The organism is Coleofasciculus sp. FACHB-1120, assembly GCF_014698845.1.
Lineage (GTDB): Bacteria > Cyanobacteriota > Cyanobacteriia > Cyanobacteriales > FACHB-T130 > FACHB-T130.
On sequence record NZ_JACJTV010000022.1, the window covers coordinates 76,110 to 92,275 of the forward strand.

At 46.8% G+C, this 16,166-nt stretch carries 17 protein-coding genes and 2 pseudogenes; 8 read left to right on the forward strand and 11 right to left on the reverse strand.

The annotated features are described in order from the left end of the window. The first annotated feature begins 72 nt into the window (after positions 1-72). Positions 73-321 carry a hypothetical protein gene (locus tag H6H02_RS18555; protein ID WP_190820438.1) on the forward strand — a complete coding sequence of 83 codons (249 nt, stop codon included), beginning with the start codon at positions 73-75 and terminating at the stop codon, positions 319-321. Between the two features lie 77 nt (positions 322-398). On the opposite strand, the gene H6H02_RS18560 is transcribed toward H6H02_RS18555, so the two are convergent. The 6 genes from H6H02_RS18560 to psbP all read right to left on the reverse strand — a co-directional run bounded on the left by H6H02_RS18560 (position 399) and on the right by psbP (position 5,600). Beyond that, positions 399-1,031 carry a hypothetical protein gene (locus tag H6H02_RS18560; RefSeq protein ID WP_190820440.1) on the reverse strand — a complete coding sequence of 211 codons (633 nt, stop codon included), beginning with the start codon at positions 1,029-1,031 and terminating at the stop codon, positions 399-401. Between the two features lie 155 nt (positions 1,032-1,186). After that, complete coding sequence (locus H6H02_RS18565; RefSeq protein ID WP_190820442.1) at positions 1,187-2,005, reverse strand: hypothetical protein; 819 nt, start codon at positions 2,003-2,005, stop codon at positions 1,187-1,189. A 30-nt stretch (positions 2,006-2,035) separates the two neighbouring features. Continuing rightward, positions 2,036-3,268: a hypothetical protein gene (locus H6H02_RS18570; RefSeq protein WP_190820444.1), complete on the reverse strand. Its 1,233-nt coding sequence runs from the start codon at positions 3,266-3,268 to the stop codon at positions 2,036-2,038. 274 nt (positions 3,269-3,542) lie between these two features. After that, a complete protein-coding gene (locus H6H02_RS18575) occupies positions 3,543-3,974 on the reverse strand; it encodes a hypothetical protein (RefSeq protein ID WP_190820446.1) in 432 nt (143 codons plus the stop codon). 349 nt (positions 3,975-4,323) lie between these two features. Continuing rightward, positions 4,324-4,920, reverse strand: a complete 597-nt coding sequence (locus H6H02_RS18580) for a nucleoside triphosphate pyrophosphatase (protein ID WP_190820448.1) — start codon at positions 4,918-4,920, stop codon at positions 4,324-4,326. A 134-nt stretch (positions 4,921-5,054) separates the two neighbouring features. Next, the gene (gene psbP / locus H6H02_RS18585) at positions 5,055-5,600 is read right to left on the reverse strand and encodes a photosystem II reaction center PsbP (RefSeq protein ID WP_190820450.1); all 546 of its coding nucleotides are present in this window, start codon (positions 5,598-5,600) and stop codon (positions 5,055-5,057) included. Positions 5,601-5,884: 284 nt separating this feature from the next. Here psbP and H6H02_RS18590 point away from each other — a divergent pair, with 284 nt between their 5' ends. The 5 genes from H6H02_RS18590 to H6H02_RS18610 all read left to right on the forward strand — a co-directional run bounded on the left by H6H02_RS18590 (position 5,885) and on the right by H6H02_RS18610 (position 11,104). Then, entirely contained in the window at positions 5,885-7,144 is a 1,260-nt protein-coding gene (locus tag H6H02_RS18590; protein ID WP_190820474.1) for an ATP-binding protein, read from the forward strand. Positions 7,145-7,737: 593 nt separating this feature from the next. After that, positions 7,738-8,283, forward strand: coding sequence for a hypothetical protein (locus H6H02_RS27940; RefSeq protein ID WP_347342630.1), 546 nt, complete (start codon positions 7,738-7,740; stop codon positions 8,281-8,283). 70 nt (positions 8,284-8,353) lie between these two features. Then, on the forward strand, positions 8,354-9,718 hold the full coding sequence (locus H6H02_RS18600) for an amino acid permease (protein ID WP_190820452.1): 1,365 nt from the start codon (positions 8,354-8,356) through the stop codon (positions 9,716-9,718). 34 nt (positions 9,719-9,752) lie between these two features. Then, a complete protein-coding gene (locus H6H02_RS18605; RefSeq protein WP_190820454.1) occupies positions 9,753-10,439 on the forward strand; it encodes a class I SAM-dependent methyltransferase in 687 nt (228 codons plus the stop codon). Between the two features lie 248 nt (positions 10,440-10,687). Then, positions 10,688-11,104 (forward strand): nuclear transport factor 2 family protein, encoded by a 417-nt coding sequence (locus tag H6H02_RS18610; RefSeq protein WP_190820456.1) that lies wholly within the window; start codon positions 10,688-10,690, stop codon positions 11,102-11,104. An 82-nt stretch (positions 11,105-11,186) separates the two neighbouring features. Here the strand turns inward: H6H02_RS18610 and H6H02_RS18615 are convergent, their stop codons facing one another. Continuing rightward, the gene (locus tag H6H02_RS18615; protein WP_190820458.1) at positions 11,187-11,585 is read right to left on the reverse strand and encodes a metalloregulator ArsR/SmtB family transcription factor; all 399 of its coding nucleotides are present in this window, start codon (positions 11,583-11,585) and stop codon (positions 11,187-11,189) included. A 401-nt stretch (positions 11,586-11,986) separates the two neighbouring features. On the opposite strand from H6H02_RS18615, the gene trxA reads away from it, so the two are divergent. Together trxA and H6H02_RS18625 are read left to right on the forward strand one after the other, a co-directional pair. Then, the gene (gene trxA, locus H6H02_RS18620) at positions 11,987-12,352 is read left to right on the forward strand and encodes a thioredoxin (protein ID WP_190820460.1); all 366 of its coding nucleotides are present in this window, start codon (positions 11,987-11,989) and stop codon (positions 12,350-12,352) included. A gap of 127 nt (positions 12,353-12,479) precedes the next feature. Then, the gene (locus tag H6H02_RS18625) at positions 12,480-13,586 is read left to right on the forward strand and encodes an alkene reductase (protein WP_190820462.1); all 1,107 of its coding nucleotides are present in this window, start codon (positions 12,480-12,482) and stop codon (positions 13,584-13,586) included. Positions 13,587-13,847: 261 nt separating this feature from the next. Here the strand turns inward: H6H02_RS18625 and H6H02_RS18630 are convergent, their stop codons facing one another. The 4 genes and pseudogenes from H6H02_RS18630 to H6H02_RS18645 all read right to left on the reverse strand — a co-directional run. Beyond that, entirely contained in the window at positions 13,848-14,531 is a 684-nt protein-coding gene (locus H6H02_RS18630; RefSeq protein ID WP_190820464.1) for an SDR family oxidoreductase, read from the reverse strand. 99 nt (positions 14,532-14,630) lie between these two features. Beyond that, positions 14,631-15,482, reverse strand: coding sequence for a pentapeptide repeat-containing protein (locus H6H02_RS18635; protein WP_190820466.1), 852 nt, complete (start codon positions 15,480-15,482; stop codon positions 14,631-14,633). A 177-nt stretch (positions 15,483-15,659) separates the two neighbouring features. After that, positions 15,660-15,926 (reverse strand): annotated as a pseudogene (locus H6H02_RS18640) (transposase); the annotation flags it as partial. Between the two features lie 82 nt (positions 15,927-16,008). After that, a pseudogene (locus H6H02_RS18645) lies at positions 16,009-16,166 on the reverse strand (IS701 family transposase); the annotation flags it as partial.

Below are 16,166 nucleotides of genomic sequence, written 5' to 3' on the forward strand. Positions count from 1 at the left end.
AGGCTCTTAACTGCGACGGAGAGCAGTCAGCCAACTCTGAGTGCTGTTATTGCTATCGGAGGGGAAATAGATATGACATTGAATTATTGCGTACTTCCTTTGCTGTCCCGGACTAGAAGCTGGGCACCTCAACCCAATCGAACCCAGTCTCAGATGGAGTATCAAGATTCGACTTGGGTACAGTTGCTAGAACTTCCCAACCCCTATAGCCATGATGAAGCATTGCTACTTTGCCAGCAGTCTGAGGACGAATGGGTAGCATGGATTCCGGATCATGGTGAAGCGGTGCTGCATACGAGTCAGTTTTATCGAGTTCGTTAGAGAGATGCGAGTAGAGCGATCGCTACGCTTTATGCAACGCAACTCGACAGCGATCGCATCACCCCCAACTCCTCTGTTTATGGCACGAACCGCCCTAAAATGCCTTTAGCAATCTTTCTATCCCTCGGATTGGAAGAGAGCAAGCGCAACAACAATTGACGAAAAACCCAACGCCTCAGCAAGGGCAAAAATAACAGTAGCAGACGCTTAAAGCCTACTTGCAACAACCATGCCATTGCCATCGATGCTAACAGCATCCATAAATTCAGGTGCTGTAAGCTAGAGATAACTGTCGCTGCCGTAGTTAGCAACGAGAGCATCCAAGATAGCCCATTTAACCATAAGGCAATCTTGAGCTGTAGCTGATTGAGCAGTTGATCGATTAGCCAGTGGTGGGCAGTTGCGATCGCTAAACACCAAATAGAATCTTTAAGACAATCGTGGCGGATTTGGTGAATGATATCTCCATCGAGAGCGATCGCACTCTGCATGACAAAGTTTTCCGCTACTGAGTCTCTACTCTCCGCTTTATTATAGTGAGTACAGAAAATCAGCCCAGGCTGTAAGCACCTTCCCGCATCTACTAGCGCATAAGAACGCAACTCTGCTAGTAAACGCCGGGAGATAGATAAGTTTTGTCCATTGGTTCTAGCTTGCAAAATTTGATCGAGGATGTTTTCATCTAAGTTGAATCTGATGAAATGAGACACTAACTGTCCTTTCGCGTCTTTGACTTCCTCGATTTGAATATATGAATCTAAATGAAGGGGTTTCCTAGAGGAACCTGATAGATTATTTCCCACTCCTTCTCAGCTCATCTTTCCTATTTTTTTGACCTGTTTTTTTGGGTTAGTTTTATCGGTAATTAATTACGGTTTTTGAATAAATTCTTCATTGAGGAACTGCCTTGATTGACCAGCGATTCCACTAAATTTACCATAAACTCTAATAACCCGTGCCACTGTTTTTCACCCGCAGTAACCCCCTGTCTGTGGATATCTAAGATGATATCTTTATGCTCGTGTTCAAAAAGTCTTTGATGATAGCGGTTGATAATATCTCCATCTAACTGAATAATCGACTGGGCATAAATCATATCGGTTGTTACTTCTCCAACCGGATCGGTTGCTTGAGATTCTTCACTTTTTTGCAAAGATTTATTCCGACTATCCAAAGCTGCTTTCAGCTCATCAACCTTCCGCAAGCTCCGTAAAAATCTACTGTCGTCGAGTAAGTTTTGAATCTTGTTAATCTCAACAGCCGGATTCGCAGCAGGACTCAACGGGTTAGGCAATTTTGTTCTTTGAATATCCAGTTCTGCTGTAGGATCGCTGAGGATTCGGACATATTCTCTGAGTTGTGAAGCATCCTGTTCTAAAAGTTTCTCCTCAAGGCAATATAGGCAATACTCTGTCTCGATTTGTTTACGTAGACTCAGATACCGAGACCATAGAGATGGATGGATTCCTGTCCTTTCTAGATAGGTTGTGGAAATTGGGTAAATATCTCGATATGCTTCCCAGGGAATAAACTTAGTCCCGCTAATGTGATCCACGACCATTGTATTCACTTCGAGAGCCGTGATGTCGATTAGTACATCGGTTAGAGACTGCAAAAAGTTGTTGAAATTTTTCCGCAGGTTGGGATTAATTTCGTTGCTGTTAGTATCTGGCGTATTGACCATCGTTATATGAATCCAGTTTGGGTTTAATGATTATTTGGATGGTGGCGGAGGCGATGGATTTTCAAATTCATCTTCATCAAATTCATCAAATTCATCAAACGGCTTTGGTGGTGTTTGTGAAGGTGTTGTTTGTGAAAATAAAGCCTCTTCAATGTTGACAGGCGATCGCGTATCCTCTGACATCGGTGGAGAAGGCTGGGTTGGCTCCACAGGGCTATCTCCAAACAAAACCGCTATGGGATCTGAAATGCGATCGCTAGGATTGCTGCTGATATCAGGCGTCGTTGACGCCTCCTCATCTTCTTCCCAGCCATCGTCATTCTCATCCCAGGCCTCATCTTCTTCAACAGGCGCAAACCCTTCCGAGAAAAGGTTTGTCGGTTCCTCCTCGACTTCGACTTCTTCCCACTCCTCCTCCGTTCCCCAGTTCACTGCCGAGCCGAATTCGGGCGTCCACCCTGGCTCAAATGGTGGTTCCTGCATGACGGCTTCTTCCCGCTCCTGGGAACTCACAGATAGCTCTACAGGGGTTTCTTGTGCCGTTGGGGGAAGGAAATCGGAGGGAAGCGCCGAGCCGAATTCGGGCGTCCATCCTGGCTCAAACGGTGGTTCCTGCATGACGACTTCTTCCCCTTCCCATTCTTGGGCACTCACGGCTGGCTCTACAGGGGTTTCTGGGGTTGCTGGGGGAAGGAAATCGGGTATGACGGGTGGTGGAATGGGTGCAGTGTCAGTAACCGTGTTAATCTCCACGCGGGGGTCAAATGCGATCGCATTTGTTGGCGATCCCTCAACCAGTGACACTTCAGGCTCAATCGTCACGCGGGAAGCTGCGGTTTCGTCAGGCGGTAGACGAGGACTCTTAACTCCAGACAATTCTGGAGGAATCGGGGCAGCCTTAGGATTCTGGTACCCCACTCTTCCCAACATCCCAAATAACTTTTGCAAACTTTTGAGGTTGTCGTTGATAATCTCGCGGCTTTGCTGAACTTGCTCTAGATGGAATTGCCGCAGTTCGCTATAAGGGCCATTGTTGAGAAAGCGATCGCCAATCTCGTTGGTGATGTCGCCCTCGACAATATTAATCCGAGTCTGCATCCGCGAACCTGGTTGAGGCTGTTCTTCGCTTCTGTTGTCATCTATGTCGGCAGAGCTAACCCAGGTGGTGATTTCTAACTCAATCGTCTCACTGAGTGCCGTAGAAAGTGCCTCAACAATTTTGCCAGCTTTGAGTTGTTGTTTGAATTTGTCGCTTGCCGTCATAACCAGATTTCCAGCCAATTGTGAGTTGTCAATAGAAAGAGGACTGAGGTTTGAGGAATTAGATTTGAGGGCTTAGATTTGAGGTTTGAAGTAACTAGGGTACAAGCCTTTCCAAACCTAAAATTAGAGGCACAATTTGTTTCAATTAGATGTAGCCAGGAGATACAAAAGGGACTGATTTCAAGCCCAATTTTTTAAGTTTGGGATTTACTCAGCGCTCAGAACTCAGTCCTGAAACGAAGCATTGACCTTTGACTTGCATTTATTGTGACTCTTAAGGGTTTTCTGGATCGACGGAAGGTAATACTTGTTGCGGATTTGAACGTAAACGCGACCCAGGCATCTCAGACAGCGTGTTCGTTAGAACTGTAAACAACTGTTGTAAGTTTGCCAGGTTTTCCTGAATAATTTCCCGACCTTCGTGAACTTGCTGGAGGTGAAATTCCCGCAATTCGTTGTAGGGGCCACTATTGAGAAATTCGCTGCCGACTTCATTTTCAATATCACCATCCACAATGTTAATGCGGGTTCGCATAGAGTGACCGGCTAAAGGTTGGTCTGTTCTCACACCAGGCGAGGTGTCTGAATTAGCCGATGAAACCCAAGTAGTGATTTCTAACTCAATGGCTTCGCTGAGTGCCAAGGTGAGTGCCTCAACAATTTTGCCAGCCTTGAGTTGTGCTTTAAACTCGTTACTTACTCCCATGAAGAAAAGCCCTCCAAAAGCTTTGCCTTAGCCAATATTAGACAAGCAGATCCTTTGCCTTGATCAAAAATCTAGGAACCTTAACAAATTCCGGAGCAAATTAAGAAAAAGGCACAAATCAATTGTCAGTCGTTTGTTGTTACTAGCAACGGAAAATAACTACCCGCTTGTTCTGCAACCCACTCACCCCTAATAGCTCCTCCTCGATACCTACTACCTAAAGAATAGGGAAGTTTATAGCCCCTCCTCGTTAACGGGGAGGGGTTGGGGTGGGGTTCCGCTATCCTCTGAAACTGCCCCGCTTGACACTATCCCACCGGAAACAAGTAGCCCGAAAAACAGACCTTTTTCATCCTTGCCAAAAATCGGTGACATCGTATCCCAGTTCACCGAACATCTGACGAAGTAGTGGCAAGCTCAGACCAATGACATTCGTATGGCAACCTTCCAGTTTGTCTACAAATAGTCCCCCTTTCCCTTCCAAGGCAAAGCAGCCAGCACATTTGAGGGGTTCGCCAGTGGCGACATAGGCTTCAATCTGGCGATCGCTAGCATCGGCAAAATAAACTTTTGTGATACCGTAGCGTACCACCGTTTTGTCTTGCTGCTGGTCAATTAAAGCATGACCCGTATAGAGTTCACCGATTTGAGAGCGCATTTTTTGCCAACGGGCGATCGCTTGTGCTGCATCTGCTGGTTTCCCATGAATCTCACCGTTAACCAGCAATACCGAATCGCATCCCAATATCAAAGCCTCTGGAAATTGACTCGCAACCGTTTCAGCTTTCCGCAGCGCCAAAGTTTGCACCAATTCGGATGCAACGCTAGTTGAGACTTGGGACTCATCAAAATCACTAGGGCAAACCACCGGCTCGATTCCGGCACTTTGCAACAGGCGGCGGCGGGCTGGAGAGGCGGATGCTAAGACTAAAGTAGGAAGGTTCATCGTTATGTTATCAGTGGCGAATTGCTAATCGTCAAAAAGTTTTGAGTGTTGAGTTTGAATTAAAAATTCTCTTTTCGCCTCAATCCTCATCACTTCATCACTTTTATTAGCCATTAGCCATCAGATGATCGCTATCAATAGACGGAAAATGAACTGACAACTTGCTGCAACAACGGCTTCAACTTGTTCCAGCGTTTTTCTGTGGTAGAAGCGTTGAAGGTGACGAGCTTACCGCGACTGATGGCGATAGACGCAAGATTGTGGCGTTGCTGATTGGGGAGTTTGACGGTGTATTCCAGTATGTAATAAATCTTAGAGTTAGATTCCAGCTTTTCAGCGTTCACTAATTCTGCCTCGCGTCCCGATCCTGGGGGTGCGATCGCGCTTTTTGATAATTTGTATCCTACTTCCGTCGGTGTCCCCAACTCAGTAAGGCTTTTCCCTGCCCCAACTGGGTTAATGACGACGGACACATTTTCAGAAGGCTCAATGATATCGTGGAACACCACATCGGCTTCACCTTTCACCTCGACTGGAAGCCAGCCGTTGGGATATAGGAACTGATAACCATCGGTGCTATCTACATAGCTTTTTAAGCCACTGGTGGCACTGGCGACAGTGCAACTTTGCAAACTTACGGTTAATACCACGAGTATTAGTGCAGCAATCCGTTTTAGCATTTCCCTCTTTCCTTGCAATTTTGTCACTAAGCGCCATTTGTCTCATTTTCCCACTTCCGGGGAACTTCAGAAGAAACAGCACTACAGACCAAATAACCCGGTTTACAGTTGAATCCTACACCTGCCTCCTGACAGAGAGAGAGGCAGGGGCGGGGTTAAAATGTGCTGCATCCAAACGAGAATTGTTATAAGTCTTTCTTCTGCTTTGTGCTTGTCTTCCCCTAAATTCGGGTTTAGCTTTGCTTTCCCAAGTATCAGGGAGCTTTTTAACTTTGCTTTTTTCCATGTTTGGTCGTAGCCGTCGGAATCTAGCTCGCTGGTTCACCCTATCGATGGGAAGTATTTTAGTGATTTTTGCAGGAGTCATTTACTACGTAGCAGTTGCAGACGCGCTCTTAGCATTGGATCGATTACTCTACCAACAAACCAAAGTGATGGCAGCGAGCGTAAATTATGAGCGTCGTAATGGTCAATGGCAGGTAGAGCTGGAAAATGTGCCGCTTTTGGGAAATAACCCACAGCCGTTGGATAGTGGGCTGGTGTATGGGCGTTGGTACAATGCCAAAGGGCAATTGGTGCAATTTTTTGGTACGCCTCCTCCAGAGAAGCTGACGGTGACAGGTGGATTTCAAACCATCAAAACTGCTAACAGTCCTGTCCGTTGGCTGCGTCAGGTAACGCTGCCTGTCTACGAGAAAAGTTTATTAATTGGTTATCTCCAGGTTGCGACTTCCCTGACATCCACTCAAGAGGCTTTGTCTGAGTTGCGGCTGGTTTTGACGCTTTTGGTGCCAGTCACCTTGGGGGTAATTAGCCTGGCTGGGTGGTTTTTGGGAGGGCTGGCGATGCAACCGATTCGTCATGCTTACGAGCAACTGCATCGCTTCACCGCAGATGCTTCCCATGAATTGCGGACACCGTTGACGGCGATTCTTAGCAATGCACAAGTCGGATTGCTGTCTGACGATAATTCACAGCAACGGCTTCGGCTAGAAAAGATTGTGAATGCTGCTAAGTCAATGAATTCGCTAGTGAGTAATCTGCTGTTTTTGGCTCGGAATGATGGGTCATTACCCCCTGAATCTTGGAGAGAGATTAATCTGACTCGTTTGCTACAGGAGTTAGCAGAGAATTCTGCAACGCAAGCAGCCGCCAAAAATCTCAGTTTTGTTAGTAATCTGCCGACTGACAGCTTGGAGGTGCAAGCCGATCCAGAGTTGCTACGTCAGGCGGTGATGAACCTGCTGAGTAATGCTTGCAAATATACCCCGGAGGGCGGTGAAGTTCAACTGCGATTGTTTACGCGATCGCGTCTGGCGATTATTCAAGTTTCAGACACTGGGATGGGGATTGCGGCGACTGATTTGCCCCATATTTTTGAACGGTTTTATCGGGTGAATCGCGATCGCTCTCGCACTACAGGAGGTTTTGGTTTGGGATTAGCGATCGCTGAGCAAATCGTCAAAGCTCATGGAGGTGGGATCGCCGTCACCAGTGTAGTCGGTCAAGGCTCAACTTTTCAAATTGAGCTGCCACTCCAATAACATTGCCCGATCGCTACGATTTGGGAACTTTTCTAATTATTGTCTTGCCATTGTCACTTTCTAGTCACATTTGTTGCCAACACTGAAGATGGCAGGAGCAAAAGATTCTCGCTCCTGAATCATTTTTCTTCTTTTGTTTTCAACACTTTTTTTAGGGAGTTACTGTAAATCCAATGTTGTTCAGAGGTACTTCTTCTCTTCTGTGCCTTGCTGCTCTGGCTGTTGTTTGTAGTGGGTTATCAGCTCAAGCTGAAACTGACGACTTCACTCTTAAGGCAGATGCGCTTGCCAAGACACCTAATCATAATTTTGAATCAAATAAGACTCCAATCAAATCTGACCAAACGACAACTTTTTTCGTACAAAAAGAAGTGAATGTAGCGAACTCAGGTTTGCCTGATTCTGTTGCCAAGACACTGACAGAATCAACAATTCAAGAGCAAGATTTGTCCCCAATTAATTTACCAACTGCCACTGCATCAGCCGAGGCAAATCAATCTCCATCTAACCTTTCTAGGGAGACAAAGCAGGAAAGCCCTGAGCAAACAGCGATCGCTGATTCTGTAAACCCAGACCAGATTGTAGACAAAAGGGTGATAACTTCTGCTTCAGCTTTATCTACGTCGGCTTTGACAGTTGAACCTTCAACGCCGCAACTTCCAGAAACAGCGACGACTGAAACAGCAGCGCCTGAAATCGCTCAAGTCAATGTAACCCCTGGTAGAGCCACTCGCTCTGGCCCAAGTTATATCGGGGTTGCAGGCAACATTGGGTTGGGTGGCGATACGACATTAAGTGAAGGTGCGTTTGCCGTCATTAGCAAAATTGGACTCACCAGGAATTTCTCTGTACGACCCGCAGCTTTATTTGGCGATAATACAGTTTTTCTGGTTCCGCTCACTTACGATTTCCCCTCTCAAGGAGTGGAACAAATAAGATACCGTGTAGCCCCTTATGTTGGAGGTGGAGTAGCGATTTCAACAGGTGACGATAGCACGATTGGGGCACTGATTACGGGTGGGGTGGATGTTCCTTTATCATCCCAATTTACCGCAACGGCTGCCGTGAATGTCGGTTTTGTTGATGAAACAGAGGTGGGATTGTTAATCGGAGTTGGTTACACTTTCTCAGGACTTTAAACCGATTTTGCTTTAATCTTTTCACATCTCAACTCAAAGAAAATACGATCGCAACGGTGAAGGTGCCAGAATGAGCAGACGGGTAAACGACAGTCTCCCAAATCAAGTCTTCGCGGTAAGCAAAACAGCAGCACCCAAGCCAGCACTGGCTTTCATAGACGCGATCGCTCTAATTGTCGGTATCGTGATTGGTGCCGGGATTTTCGAGACACCGTCCCGAGTCGCCGCTGCTGCCGGGAGTGAAGCGGTTGCACTTTCCCTGTGGATTCTGGGTGGGGGAATGTCCTTAGTTGGTGCATTGTGCTACGCAGAATTGGCAACGGCATATCCCCACGCCGGGGGCAATTACTATTACTTGATGCGTGCCTTCGGCAAAAACACCGCCTTCTTTTTTGCTTGGGCGCGAATGACGGTGATTCAAACAGGTTCGATTGCCCTGTTGGCGTTCGTATTCGGCGACTATGCCTCGCAATTACTGCGCCTGGGGAATTATTCATCCTCAATTTACGCAGGGATCGCGATCGCTCTGTTAACAGGTTTAAATATCATCGGCGTTCAGCAAGGAAAGTTGGCGCAGAATTGGCTAACAGTTGCTAAAGTGGGTGGCTTGCTGTTGGTGGTGATTGGGGGTTTAGCCTTTGCCGTTCCCAGTCTCCCGGCGGTGCCTGCTGCACCAGCGACATCCCAAACAAACTTTGGGATGGCGATGCTTTTCGTGCTGTTGTCCTATGGCGGCTGGAATGAAGCGGCTTATATCTCAGCCGAGTTACGCAACGTCAACCGAAATATGGTGCGATCGCTGCTAGTGAGTATCGGCATCATCACGGCGATTTACTTAGCGATAAACTTCGCTTACATCCACGGTTTAGGATTGGCGAATATGGCAGCCTCAAAAGCCGTAGCAGCGGATTTGATGCGTCGTGCAGTTGGCGAACCCGGTGCTTGGTTTATCAGCTTCCTGATTGCCATTTCCACCTTAGGGGCGATCAACGCCACTATTTTCACCGGCGCACGTACTAACTATGCCCTCGGACAAGATTTTTCCGGGTTCAGCTTCCTCGGACGCTGGCACCATCGCGCCAGTACACCAGCCAATGCCTTGCTCGTGCAGAGTGCGATCGCGTTAGCCCTCGTGTTCCTGGGAACCCTGACCCGCGAAGGCTTTAAAACGATGGTGGACTACACCGCGCCGGTGTTCTGGTTTTTCTTCCTGCTAACGGGTGTCTCGCTGTTAGTGTTACGGGTTCGAGAACCGCAAGTAGTGCGACCCTTTCGCGTCCCTCTCTATCCTCTGACGCCCCTACTTTTCTGTGCAATCTGCGCTTATTTACTCTACTCCAGCGTTGCCTATACAGGAATTGGGGCATTTGTCGGAGTGGCTGTAGCGATCGCTGGCGCACCGCTATTGCTGTTATCTCGCCGTCGGCAAATTTGAGCAAAACGTAAACAACTCAAAAGGAGAAGATGCAATGCAATTACAACAAATGAAGCTGTTGCTGGTTGCAAGTTTGAGTGCAGGTAGCTTCTTATTCGCAGGCTGCACCCAACAACGCCAGTTTGAGGCACAAACTCAACCCGATCTTCAAGCCCAAGCGCCCACCACACCAACCACACCGAGTGTTCAAGTCGAAGCACCCGCAAACGACGTTCAAACCCAAGAACGTGTAGCAGATGTGCCCTTTGTACCAACGCCCGAAGTCGTTGTCGCCCAAATGCTAAAACTGGGGCAAGTGAAAGGGGACGATATACTCTACGACCTCGGTAGTGGCGATGGACGAATCGTGATTACCGCCGCAAAACAATTTGGCACTCGCGGTACTGGTGTAGATATCAATCCGCAGCTTGTCCAAGAAAGTCGAGAAAATGCCCAAAAAGCTGGTATAAGCGATCGCGTGCGGTTTTTACAACAAGATTTATTCACCACTGACCTCAGCGATGCCACGGTAGTGACGCTGTATCTGCTTCCAGATGTTAACTTGCGCCTACGACCCAAGCTACTCAAGGAACTCAAACCAGGCACTCGCATTGTTTCACACAACTACGACATGGGTGAATGGAAACCTGAACAAGTGGTGCAGGTAGAAAGTAGTCCCGGTCGCCAGCATACTATTTACTCCTGGGTTGTGCCTGAAACTGTCCCGGATAATTTGAAATAAACGGGATATCCTGTTGCAAGTTCCATCCAGCAGAACTAATCTTGCTGATACTGTTTCACGAATAATCTGCAACAGATTCCCCAACCTCCTTTTTTGCGGTTCAGATACCCGACTTCGGAAGAGAAGTCGGGTATCTCTCGTTCATGAATCCTTTAAGACTGCTATATACAAACCTATCTGTTTTGTATAAGCTTAAACGTCATCCCAATCCTATTTACTTAAAATTAATCAACAGGAGGAATCTCAAAATGTCATCCCCGATTCGTCCCCCATTTACGCAAGAAACTGCACTCGCCAAAGTAAAAGCAGCCGAAGACGCTTGGAATACTTGCGATCCTGAACGAGTAGCTAATGCCTATACAGTTGATTCTCAATGGCGAAATCGTACCGAATTTTTTACAGGTCGAGAAGCCATCAAAGAGTTTCTGAAGCGCAAATGGGCAAAAGAACTAGACTATCGCCTTATGAAAGAATTATGGGCTTACACGGATAATCGGATTTCTGTACGCTTTGAGTACGAATGGCGTGATGCAGAGACTAATCAATGGTTCCGCACTCATGGAAATGAACACTGGGAATTTGACGCTGATGGGCTGATGAGAAGGCGCGATATGAGTGCTAATGACTACCCGATTCAAGAACAAGAGCGTCGTTACCAATTTTAAGTGAATCCTCGAAAACTTTGCATCAATTCGTTGTGACGGGCTTTTGCCCAGCCTACATTAATTAGAGAAAATAGAAGAGGAATTAATGCTTGAGTTGGATCGCGTTAGCCTCTTTAGAATTATTTTCATTTGGGATGGTTTCACCGGGGATTGTTTCTAGCTGTTTGGGCGTAAAACTGGCGAAGCAATCAAGTAATAACTCTCGTTTCAGCGAGTTGTACTTGGTTTGACCTTCTTTTCGGATCTGGATTAATCCTGCTTCCGCCAGTGTCTTGGAGTGGTGACAGAAGAGAGCTAAACTAATCCCTAAATAATTGGCTATCTCGCTTCCGCTCATTTCCTCGCAAGAAGCTAACATCTCCACAATCCTCAAACGTGTGGGATCGGAGAGAGCTGCAAAGATTTTAGCCCGAAGTTCGATGTCTTGAACGGCAGCTTGAGACGCAGAGGGCAGTTGAACGCTATGGTTGTTATCAATCATGGGAAGTAGGGGTTACTAAAAGAAGCCACGAGAAAGCCCCAACAGGACTCTGCATTACTCCTAATGTCAACGCTAAATAGAAGGTTGAACGACGGTATAGGCGTGTCTAACGCTCTGGATGTATGCCGTTGGCGAAAACTCACCGTCTTATTTCTATTTTACGTCTTGGCGCTCAGTATTGAAATAGTTAAACAACTACTTGACTATTTGAGAAAGATTGTTCTAGTATTTAGTCAAATGGTTGTTTAACTACTAAACCCCTGAGGGAATTGAAACCAGATTGGTAACTTTTAGCAGCCAGTTGAGTGGATGCAATCGCATGAAATGATGCAATGCGCTTTCTGCAACAGCTGCTAGCACTCTCCTCACCTTGATCTACAGCCTGAAGGAGGCTGGAAACCATGTCAGACAACGCGAAATATGTCACCTTGACCGAAGACAACTTTGAAACCGAAGTCCTCGCCAGTTCAGTTCCAGTTGTGGTAGATTTCTGGGCAGCTTGGTGTGGCCCTTGTCGGATGCTCAACCCATTGGTTGCAGAATTAGCTGCCAATTTTGAAGGAAGTGCCAAGGTTGGCAAGCTGAATATTGACAACTATGGACACATCGCTACGCAATACAACATCCAAGCCGTGCCAACGCTTCTGTTCTTTAAAGATGGAGTGGTGGTGGATCGAGCTACTGGCGTAACTTCTGTGGAAGTGCTTGCTGACAAACTTCAGGCTTTACTTCCACAGAACAATGTAACCACAAAGTCAGTGGGATAAACAAACTGGACAGTTTGTTTCTGGTACGGGTAACTCTTATCCGCACCGCTCATATACTAGCTAGCGTTCCTGATGTCTGCGTTGTGCAATCAAAAAGTGTAATGTCGTTCCAATGGAGATTAAGTCAATGAGCGAGAGTATCAATCTTTTCTCACCTGTTCAGCTAGGTTCCTTAGAACTTCCCAATCGAATCGTGATGGCTCCCTTAACCCGGATGCGTGCGGGAGCGGGAAATGTTCCTAGAGCCATGAATGTGACTTATTATGCACAACGGGCATCGGCGGGGTTAATTATCGCAGAAGCCACTCAAGTATCGCCTCAAGGACAAGGATATGCGAATACCCCAGGCATTCACTCAGCAGAACAAGTGGCAGGATGGCGGCTGGTAACAGATGCAGTTCATGCTCATGGCGGGCGGATTTTCTTACAACTGTGGCACGTTGGGCGGATTTCTCATCCATCACTGCAACCAGGAGGAGAACTGCCAGTAGCGCCCAGCGCGATCGCACCCGAAGGTGACGCACTAACTAATGAAGGGCCAAAACCTTTCGTCACACCTCGCGCCTTAGAAACAGAAGAAATTCCCGGAATCGTCGAACAATACCGCAAAGGGGCAGAAAATGCCTTAGCTGCTGGATTTGACGGGGTTGAAATTCATAGTGCTAACGGTTATCTACTTGACCAGTTTCTGGAGGATGGAACAAACAAACGCACCGACCAATATGGCGGTTCAATTGAGAACCGCGCCCGACTTTTGATGGAAGTCACTGAAGCGGTTGTCAATGTTTGGGGCGGACAACGGGTAGGAATTCGCCTCTCCCCAAGCGGTACATATAATAGTATGTCCGACTCAAATCCATCTGCTTTGTTCAGTTATGTAGCTGATTCGCTCAACCGTTTTAACCTCGCTTATCTCCACATCGTTGAGCCAAGAACCGATGGCAATACTAGCCTCGATAACTCTACAGGAGGCTTATTTACCGAATACTTCCGTCCTATCTTTAAAGGTACTTTAATCGCAGCAGGAGGATATGACCGTGACTTAGGGAATGCTGTTTTGGCTTCTGGCAATGCAGATTTGGTTGCTTATGGCAGGCTGTATATCGCCAATCCAGATTTACCAGAACGTTTTGCACTCAATGCTTCCCTAAATAAGCCAGATCGCTCTACCTTTTATGGTGGCGATGAGAAGGGCTATATCGACTATCCAAGCCTTGAATTACAAACGGCTTGAGTTAATTTATTTCCTCACAGAGAACCTCTTCCACAACTCCTCCTCCAAAGAGCGTGTACACACAAGTGACTTGTTTTACTCCTCCTCTTCCCTATGCAGGAATTGAGGGGCATATTCAAAGCCCCTCTCTGTTTACGGAGAGGGGTTGGGGGTGAGGTTCCGAGTGTATATTACACTCAAGGGAGAACCCCTATAGGACAAACAGAAGTCAAGTTTATTTCTGTCTTTAATTCTCGTTCATAGATTAACCGCACAGTAATGTTATGAGGGAACTGTCAGCGGCACACCATTGTCCTTTGGTGCTATTTGCAGTAAAAACGGAACCGCTTTTTTAACCCAGTCTTTCACCGCTGTGTAAGCAGCCGCCTCTTCTCCAAAACAAACCTCTAACATATCAGTATGAATAATGCCTGGGTTGAGGGGAATCGCCGCCATTCCCGAAGGTAATTCTTGAGCCAACGACTGAGTTAATCCTTCAATTGCCCACTTGGAAGCACAGTAAGGTGCAAATTCAGGCGAGGTGGAGCGACCCCAAGTTGAACTCAAGTTAACAATAATGCCACTTTTCTTTTTAATCATCGCTGGAACAAAATAGCGAATTACATTAGCGACTCCTTTAATATTTACATCAATGAGCCGAGAAAATTCCTCATTCTCGACTTTCCAAAGTGGGGCGGGTTGATTAATTAATGCAGCATTATTAATCAATAAATCCGGCGGTGAGTAGTTAGCTAACAATTGCTCAGCCCAGGCTTTCACTTGAGGTTCGTCCGCAACATCCACGCTGGCAAAATGATGGGGCGTTCCAAACTTCTGATTAAGGTTCTGTGCTGCTTCTGTGGAACGAGCGCACCCACAAACTGTATGCCCCAGCTCAATAAAATTTTCGGTCATGGCAAGACCCAGACCCCGGCTTACCCCTGTAATTACAATCAGTTTTTTCATAAGTCAGAGCAATTTTGGATTTTAGATTTGGGATTTTGGAATGGTCAGACGGCTAGACGCGATTAATCACATTTCTACGACCCCAAATTTAATTGTTCGCTAAGGGTGAATGGTGCCATCAGGCATCATTGCCCTTTGGAGTATCGTCCGCGTCAGGTTAGTGCCGGTGAGGTTCGCGCCAGTAAGATTAGCCTCACTGAGGTTCGCGCCGGAGAGATTAGCGCCCCGAAGGTTCACTTTGTTCAAATTAGCGCCAGTAAGGTTCGCCTTGCTGAGGTTCGCCCATCGGAAGTCAGCCTGAGTCATGTTAGCTTCGCTCAGGTTAGCTCTGAATAGATAAGCATCATTGAAGTGAGCCTCGATTAAGTTTGCTTTGTGCAGGTCAGCTTTGTAAAGGTAAGCTCCCAGTAGTTCAGCATTGTAAAGATTCGCATTGCTGAGATCGACAGCAATGAGGTTAGCTGCCATCAAGTTAGCTTCGCTGAGGTTCGTTCTAGCCAGCTTTGCTGCACCGAGATCGGCTTTGTGAAGGTTAGCGCTTCTGAGATCGGTGCCGATCAGGTTCGCATGACTTAGATTTGCTCTTCTTAGGTTAGCGCCTCTAAGGTCAGCCCCGATCAGGTTCGCATCGCCCAGATCGGCATCGCTGAGGTTGGCTTTACTGAGGTTTGCAATGCTGAGGTTCGCTTCACTCAGGTTCGCTTCCATCAGGGAAGCAGAGTGGAGATTTGCATCGCTGAGGGTAGCATGGCTGAGGTTAGCGGCGATGAGTAAACTATTGCACAGATCCGCCCTTCTTAGGTTAGCGCCTGTGAGGATTGCCCCTCTGAGGTTCACCCCTCTGAGGTTAGCTTCGCTTAAGTCTGGTTCTATTTGTTGGTTTCTTCTTCTCCACTCAATCCATTTCACTGCACCGTTCTGAAGTAGTGCAAGATGCTCTAGATTTGCCATTTGGATTTCCTTTGCTTAACCCACCAGTGCTAACGCATTGACTTTAATCTGAAGTGGCTTTCTTTGAAAGCAAGCGATCGCTCTTTACAAATTAGGGTAGTCCTAAATACGTAAGGATACCTGAGTTCGGGATAAGGAAAGGAGGAGCCGTGTAAGAGCTGATTTATAAAGTTGAGACTAAGAGGCGAGACAGCTGAGCATCAGTCGTACCATAGCACCATAAATCATGGCTTCACTGACCTCTGGCAGTAGTTCATAATCCTTACTGAGACGGCGATAACGTCCTAACCAACCAAAAGTACGTTCTACTACCCAGCGTCTTGGCAAAACCTTAAACTCAGATTCCGTACGCTTGACCACCTCTACCTTGGCAAAGCAAAGGCTGGCTACAGCATAAGCGAAGCGTTGACCACTATAGCCCTGGTCAACCCAAATTAATTCCAAACTAGTAGCGCGGCAAGCTTAATTTGCTGGGTTAGCCCTCTTCTGTCACTTTCCGGAATAAGCAAGTAGTAAATAACTGAAATTATCCCGAAGCCAAAAAAGGTTTAAATTGGTTCATAGTAGAAATTAGGTGATTAAATCCCAACAATAAATGAGAATTCGGAAAAACATCTAGCCAGGGATGAATCAACCAAAATAGCAAGAGAGGTTGGACAATTAAGCGAAGATTATTTAAAGTAT